The sequence below is a fragment of the Lacticaseibacillus songhuajiangensis genome (assembly GCF_003946025.1).
In the GTDB taxonomy this organism is placed as follows: domain Bacteria; phylum Bacillota; class Bacilli; order Lactobacillales; family Lactobacillaceae; genus Lacticaseibacillus; species Lacticaseibacillus songhuajiangensis.
This window is the reverse complement of sequence record NZ_RHNR01000069.1, coordinates 1-7619: the sequence shown is the minus strand read 5'-3', so window position 1 is coordinate 7619 and position 7619 is coordinate 1. Positions and strand designations below refer to the sequence as shown.

The window sequence follows — 7619 nt, the reverse complement described above, 5'->3', positions numbered from 1 at the left end:
CGGAGCGTAGCCCAAGCGCACCACCACTGGAGTTGCCGACCCACCGCCTAGCGGCGGTTTGAAAACAAACCCAAGCGTAAAGTGCACCCTTGCGGACGCAGACTTACGCTGACGGACAGCAAAATAATCGACACTGGTTAGCAGGCGGGGTACAATAAGGAATAGACTGGCTATAGGAGGATTTAATAATGGTTGTTTCAGAGTTTGTCAGTAGTTTACGACGTAACTACGGCATCGAGTTCAAGAACCTAGCGTTACTAGACGAGGCCTTCACGCACTCAAGTTACGCTAACGAACACCGTGAGCTGGGGATCAGCGACAACGAACGCCTAGAATTTCTGGGTGACGCTGTGCTCGAGCTGACTGTGTCCGACTACATTTACCGTAAATATCCCGATTTGCCCGAGGGTCGGCTGACCCGGATGCGGGCATCCATTGTGCAAACCCGCAGCTTCTCATCGTTCTCGCGCGAGGCTGGGTTCGATAAGTACATTAAGCTGGGCAATGGTGAGGAGGCCGCTGGTGCGCGGCAGCGCAACACTTTGCTGGAAGATTTATTTGAAGCTTTTTGCGGGGCACTTTACTTAGATCAAGGCCGCGGGACGGTCATTCGTTTTTGTGAGCAGATTATCTTTCCCAAGATTGATGCCGGTGATTTTGACGAGACGCGAGACTTCAAGACCTTGCTCCAGGAAGAATTGCAAAAAGACGGTGACGCGGCAATTCGTTATGAATTGCTGAGTACCGTCGGCCCCGCTAACGCCCGGGTGTTTAATGTGCGCGTGATGAACGGCGACGTTGAACTTGGCAACGGTAGCGGTAAGAGTAAAAAAATTGCGGAGCAGGCGGCCGCTAAGACCGCGCTCGCCGATTTGAAGCAGGCAAACGCCTAATCTACACAAGGTGCAGTGATGATGAGTCACTGTCATTTTGTGTTTGCGAAGGGAAGAAGCACATGCAGTTGAAGTCGCTCACGCTGAACGGGTTTAAATCGTTCGCGGACAAAACAACAATTGAATTTAACCACGGCCTTACCGGTATTGTCGGTCCGAATGGGAGTGGCAAAAGTAACATTACCGAAGCCATTCGCTGGGCACTAGGTGAACAAAGCGCCAAGAGTCTGCGTGGGGAACGCATGGGGGACGTTATTTTCGCGGGTACAAGTGCTCGTCCGCCCCTCAACCGTGCAGAGGTCACCATGACTTTTGACAATAGTGATGGCTACTTAAAAGCGCAACCGGATGAAGTGACCGTGACCCGCCGGCTGTTCCGCGATGGTGAAAGTGATTTTCTTATCGATGGCAAACAGGTGCGCTTGCGCGATGTCGTTGAGATGTTCATGGATAGCGGCTTAGGACGCGAATCCTTTGCTTTCATCTCGCAAGGGCGCGTGGAGGCCATTTTTAACAGCAAACCGGAAGACCGGCGCGGAATTTTTGAAGAAGCCGCTGGTGTGCTGAAGTACAAGCAGCAAAAACAGCGCGCACAGAACCAGTTGCAAGAAACCGCCGACAACTTGTCACGGGTGAATGATATTGTCCATGAACTGTCGGGGCAGATGGAACCGCTCGCCGAACAGGCGTCGATTGCGCAGGACTATGACCGGCAGAGTAAGGAATACAAACGGCTGCACCAGCAGCTGCTTGCACTGGAAATCCGCGATCTGGCCAAGGAACAAGATGCAACTGAGAAGCAACACGCGGTCACGGGCAAGGAATTAGCTGATTTGGCCCAGCTGCTTAAAAAGCTGGAGGCGCAATCCGATGCGGCGACGCAGGCCGATAACGAGTTGCAATCAACGCTGGAGAAGGTTAGCGATGAGCTGCTGACCAAGTCCATGCAGCAAAAGGAACTCGCTGGGGAGAACGACGTCAGCAGTGAGCGCGCTGCGAACGCAGATGCCACGATGGCGGATTTGCGGGAACAACTGGCGAAGGCCAAAAGTGCCGAGCAACTGGCCACCGAGCGGCTGCAAGAGCTGAATGATGCGGCGGGAGCACTTAGCCAAAAGGTTGATGAACTAAGTGCCGCGGTGCAATCAGGCAGTGATGCTGCCAGTCAGCTGAAGCAGATTAAGTCCCTGCTGGACAAGAACCAGACTGAATACATTTCGGCACTGCAAAAGCAGGCGGATACGCGTAACGACCTGGCCGCCCTGGAAAAAGAACAGCAGATGTCGGCCAGTCAACTTAGCGAAACGCAGAGCCGCTTAGCTGACCTGGCCGCTCAGGAAGCTGATTTGAAAGCGCGGCAGCAGGATGTGCAGACTGAGTTCGACCATGCGCAGGCGCAGAGCGATGAAGCGCAAACGAAACTGCAGCAAGCGGATGCCAAGCGGCAAGAAGCCGCCAGCAAGGTCAATGCGGCCGAAGAGGCCCACCGTCAGCACCGCGAGCAATATGGGCAGACCAAAATGCGTGTGACGACGCTTCGCGAAATGTCAGCTGACTACACCGGCTTTTACAGCGGTGTGCGCGCGGTCCTCAAGCACAAGGCGCAGTTGCCGGGCGTGATGGGGGCGGTTGCTGAATTACTCACCGTGCCGCAGCAGTACCAGCAGGCTTTTGATCAGGCTTTGGGTGGGAATTTGCAGGCCATCGTTACCACCGACGAGACAGCTGCCAAGGGTGGCATTGCCCACCTGAAACGAACACATAGCGGGCGGGCGACTTTCCTGCCGGTGAGCGTTGTGCGGCCGCGCGAGTTACCTTTTGCCGTGCGCAACTCTTTGCAGCAGCAAGCCGGATTCGTGGGCGTTGCCAGCGAACTGGCTCAATTTAGTGATGATGTCGCGAGCGTCATGCGCAACCTGATGGGAACGCTAATCGTGATGGACACGCTCGATAACGCGGTGCGCGCTGCCCAGGCAACGGGTCATCGTTACCGCATCGTGACTGTCGACGGGGATATTTTGAACGCCGGCGGTTCCATGTCCGGGGGTTCTCGCCAAAAGGGCAACAGCTCACCGCTTGCACGCGCGCAGGAATTGAATCGTTTGGATGCGCAGTTGCAGGAAATGCAGCAGCGCTTAACCAGCGAAGAACAAGAACTCGCGCAGATGCACAAGCGTTACAGTGCACTGGTTGAACAGGTAGGTACGCTGAAGAGTGCGGTCGATGCTGCCGGCCAAGTGCTGCAAGAACGTAGTGCAGACATGCGGGTCCTTGAAGAACAGGGGAAACAGTTGGCCCGCCAGCGCGCCAACTTACAGCTCAGCATGCCGGCCGGGAGCGTCGATCTTGCCGACCGCCAGCAAAAGTTGCAGGCAGCGGCGCAAGACGTGGCCGCGCAGGTCGAATCCTTGTCCGCCGCTGGCAAACAGTTGCGCGAGCAGCAGGCCGCGCTTGAAGACAGTTCGGCAGCCGAGAGCGAGCACAGCGCACAGCTGCGTGCCGACCTCGCCGTCGCGCAGACCGACTTGCGCACGAGCAAACAGCAGCGCGAGCAGTGGCAAACGAGCGCGACCGACAACAAGCGCACAATTGAGCGCTTGGAGCAGCGCATTACCCTGATTGAGAAATCAGCGGGTGTGACTGCTGAAGAAAAGCAGCAACGCAAGCAGACACTTGCCAAACTGACGACCGAGATTGCAGACCTGCACAAACGTCAGGATGAGCTCAAAGTTCAGCAAGCCGATGGGCGCACGCAACTCAGCCGCTTGTCGGCGCGCATCACCAGCACCTACACGCAGCAGCAAGAACTCATGACGACCAGTCAGAGCCAGAAGGTGGCGCTGAGTCGCTGCAAAATTAACCTGGACAACCGTCTCAAGACTCTTGCCGATGATTATGACCTCAGCTATGAGGCTGCACTCAAACAAGTGCCGGAGCAGGAACCGGATCAACCGCAGTTGCGTAGTCAGATTAAACTGCTCAAGCGTGGGCTCGATGAATTAGGACCAGTGAACCCGCACGCCATTAGTGAGTACGCCGAGGTTAAAGAACGTTACGATTTCCTCACTCGCCAGCAAGACGACCTCAACGAGGCGCGTCGGCAGCTGGAGGGCACGATGTCCGAACTGGACGATGAAGTGCGCGTGCGTTTTAAGGATGTTTTTGATGGTGCAAGTGCCGCATTCACGGAGATCTTCCCACAGATGTTTGGCGGTGGTCATGCGGAGTTGCGCCTAACGGAACCAGAGGATTTACTTACCACCGGCATTGAGATTATCGCGCAGCCGCCTGGCAAGAAGTTGACGCGCCTGTCACTGCTGTCTGGTGGTGAACGCGCCCTGACGGCGATTACCTTGCTGTTCGCAATTTTGCGTGTGCGGCCAGTGCCGTTCTCCATCCTCGATGAGGTTGAAGCCAGCCTGGATGACGCCAACGTCGAACGCTTCGGCGAATTCTTGCAGAATTATTCCAGTTCAACCCAGTTTATCGTGATTACCCACCGGCGCGGCACAATGGTGGCCGCCGATGTTCTGTATGGGGTGACGATGCAAGAATCTGGGGTGTCGACGATGGTGGCCGTGACCCTTGATGAAGCGGTCCGTGCCAAGCAGCAGGAGACGCCACAAGCCTAACAACAAGAAGATGAAAGGAAGTTACTAATGGGATTATTTGACCGCATTAAACGGGCCTTCACCGGTAAGGAGGAGACCGAGGACACTGAGAAGTACGATGCCGCGCTTGAAAAGAGCCGCACGTCCTTCGGTGACCGTCTGAACGCGCTGTTTGCGAACTTCCGCACGGTTGACGAGGACTTCTTCGATGACCTCGAAGAAACACTCATTGGCGCAGATGTGGGCTTCGAAACGGCAGTCAAAATCACCGATGAACTGCGCGACGAAGTGAAATTACGCAACGTGCGTGATCCACAGGCCGTGGCCCGGGTGATTGTTCAAAAGCTCGTCGATCTCTATGGTGAAGAAGGTGCTAATGAAGATAACAGTCTGCATTTTGCACCAGAAGGCCCCAGCGTGTTCCTCTTCGTCGGGGTGAACGGTGCCGGTAAGACCACGACCATTGGGAAACTCGCTAACCGCCTGCACAAGGAAGGCAAGTCAGTGCTTTTGGCGGCGGCGGACACATTCCGTGCCGGCGCCATTCAGCAACTGCAAGTTTGGGGCGAACGCGATCACGTGCCAGTTGTTGCAGGTCCTGAAGGCGGCGACCCCGCGGCAGTTGTCTATGATGCGGTACGCCGCGCTAAGGACGAGAATTTTGACGTATTGATTGTCGATACCGCCGGCCGTTTGCAGAATAAGGTCAACCTGATGAACGAATTGGCCAAAATCAAGCGGGTGATCCAGCGCGAATTGCCGGAGCAACCTTCTGAAGTGCTGCTGGTGGTTGATGGAACAACCGGTCAGAACGCACTCGTGCAGGCCAAGGAATTCAACCAGACCACGCAGATGACCGGCCTGGTGCTGACCAAACTGGATGGTTCCGGTAAGGGCGGCATTGTGCTGGCTGTGCGCAACGAACTGCACGTACCGGTGAAGTTGGTCGGGCTGGGTGAAGGCATCGACGACTTGGCCGACTTTGACCCGACGAAGTTCGTTTACGGATTGTTCAAGGGCTTGATTGATGCTCCTGAGCCAAAAACCACGGAAACTGAAAACAAGGAGGACGAAGAAGAATGAGTTGGCGTGACGATTATGACCCGAAGCTGATTGCGTTGGTCGATAAAGTGGACGCAAAAATTGCACCGCGCTTGGCTGACATTGATGAACAGGTCATTGAAAACCAGGCGAAGGTGCTCAGATCCTTCCAGGAACACAACGTTGCTGAAAGTGATTTGTCTGGTTCGACCGGTTACGGGCATTATGACGAGGGCCGCGACAAGCTAGAGGCCATCTACGCCGATGTTCTCGGTGGCGAGGACGCATTAGTGCGGCCACAGCTGATTTCCGGCACACACGCCATCGGGGTGTCACTGCTGGGCCTCGCACGGCCTGGGGATGAGATCGTGTACATCACGGGTAAGCCTTACGACACGCTGCAGGAAGTTCTCGGGATTACTGGGAACGGGATTGGCAGTGCCAAGGAGTACGGCATCGGGGTCGACTGGGTCGACCTGCTCGCTGACGGCTCTGTTGACGTACCGGCAGTTCAGAAACGCATGGCAAGCCACCCACGTGTCGTCGCCATTCAGCGCAGCCGTGGTTACGCCAGCCGCGATTCTTTCACCGTGGCCAAAATTGCGGACATGACTAAGGCAGTTAAGGCGGTATCACCGGACTCCTGGATTTTTGTCGACAATGCCTATGGTGAGTTTTCCGAAACGACGGAACCCCTTGAGGTGGGCGCAGACCTGATGGCCGGTTCACTGTTCAAGAATGCCGGCGGCGGTCTGGCCAAGACCGGTGCCTACATTGTTGGCCGTAAGGACTTGGTTGAACGTGTCAGCTACCGGTTCACCGTGCCTGGTTTGGGCGGTGCAGAAGGTGCAACGTACGGGTCACTCGATGCGATGTTCCAGGGCTTCTTCCAGGCACCACAGGTTACTGGTGGCGCCATCAAGGGTTCTATTTTTGAAGCGGCATTGCTTGAAGAGCTTGGACTAGATGTTTCGCCAAAATGGGACGCTCCTCGCACCGACCTGATTCAAACGGTCAATTTCGGCAACGCCGATGACATGATTAGTTTTGCCAAGGCGGTGCAACATAACGCGCCGGTCGATTCCTTCGTAACACCAATTCCGGAGACGATGGCGGGTTACGAAGATCCAGTAATCATGGCCGGCGGGAATTTTGTTCAGGGCTCAACCATTGAGTTCTCTGCAGACGGTCCGCTGCGCGAGCCATACACCCTCTACATTCAGGGCGGTCTGACCTACGCGCACGTTAAGCTCGGTACTATCGGGGCTGCGCAGGATACATTCTTCAGTGAGTAAAATAAAAGCACGGCGCATCTGCGTCGTGCTTTTTGCGTATTACTGTCCGTCAGCGTGAGTCGGGAAACTTTCATCCGCAAGGATGATCGGTTTGAAAATAGTGGTTAGACCGAAGGTCGGGACTGGGACGGCTTGGTTACGTGCCCGCAGGCAGGTGGCGCGGGGTCGCTCACGCCTGGCAAGCCAGGCTACCGCTAAACTTTTTGCCGAAGCCCACGTCAAAAAGATTTACCCCGAGCACGAATAGCCCACACAAAACGGCCTTCGCCGGTTGTGTGGGCTATTCGTGCTCTTTGCGCGCCACCTACCTGCGTTCACTCCACCAAGCCGCCCCAGTCCCTAAGTGCTATAACATGGTAGTTGTGAAGGTTTCCGGCTGCGCTGGCGGAAATGGACATGTAATCGGGAAAAGTTGCTCAGTGAGGAGTTCATCTGTCTTCTCGAATATGGTGAAGAATGTTGCCGCAACCTCTCTAAGTACAGGAGGCAATCATCTCCTAGTCACGACCGATGTGTAGCCGAATGTTAGTGCGGTATTTCCTACTTAGTAACGTGTCGGCCACGGAGGCGTGAGTGCGCTTGGGTGGAGCGGAGGGAACGGAGTGGGGCGACAAGATAATCTGCAGTGTATGCCCGGCGTGGGTCCTGCCGGGTGTACACCGCAGATTATCTTAGGAGCGCGGATTTGACGCTGGGTTTGCGGCAAATCTGCCAGCGGAAGACGGCGAAGCCGCCTGGAGCGGTCCCGCCCGACGTAGTTCTCCGGAGCGCAGCCCAAG

The 7619-nt window shown here is 55.7% G+C and carries 4 protein-coding genes; all 4 read left to right on the top strand.

Annotated features, from left to right (window positions below):
* Positions 1–188 precede the first annotated feature (188 nt).
* The gene (gene rnc / locus EKM97_RS11495) at positions 189–893 is read left to right on the top strand and encodes a ribonuclease III (protein ID WP_125572525.1); all 705 of its coding nucleotides are present in this window, start codon (positions 189–191) and stop codon (positions 891–893) included.
* A 62-nt stretch (positions 894–955) separates the two neighbouring features.
* Complete coding sequence (gene smc, locus EKM97_RS11490) at positions 956–4525, top strand: chromosome segregation protein SMC (RefSeq protein ID WP_125572524.1); 3570 nt, start codon at positions 956–958, stop codon at positions 4523–4525.
* Positions 4526–4552: 27 nt separating this feature from the next.
* Positions 4553–5587, top strand: a complete 1035-nt coding sequence (ftsY, locus tag EKM97_RS11485; protein WP_125572523.1) for a signal recognition particle-docking protein FtsY — start codon at positions 4553–4555, stop codon at positions 5585–5587.
* Positions 5584–6840: a methionine gamma-lyase family protein gene (locus tag EKM97_RS11480; protein WP_125572522.1), complete on the top strand. Its 1257-nt coding sequence runs from the start codon at positions 5584–5586 to the stop codon at positions 6838–6840. Before ftsY ends, EKM97_RS11480 begins: the two co-directional genes overlap by 4 nt.
* Positions 6841–7619: the final 779 nt, after the last annotated feature.

What these genes read in the sequence shown, in the direction of transcription:
- rnc (WP_125572525.1), top strand. Translation starts at nt 189, where the DNA reads ATGGTTGTTTCAGAGTTTGTCAGTAGTTTACGACGTAACTACGGCATC.
- smc (WP_125572524.1), top strand. Translation starts at nt 956, where the DNA reads ATGCAGTTGAAGTCGCTCACGCTGAACGGGTTTAAATCGTTCGCGGAC.
- ftsY (WP_125572523.1), top strand. Translation starts at nt 4,553, where the DNA reads ATGGGATTATTTGACCGCATTAAACGGGCCTTCACCGGTAAGGAGGAG.
- EKM97_RS11480 (WP_125572522.1), top strand. Translation starts at nt 5,584, where the DNA reads ATGAGTTGGCGTGACGATTATGACCCGAAGCTGATTGCGTTGGTCGAT.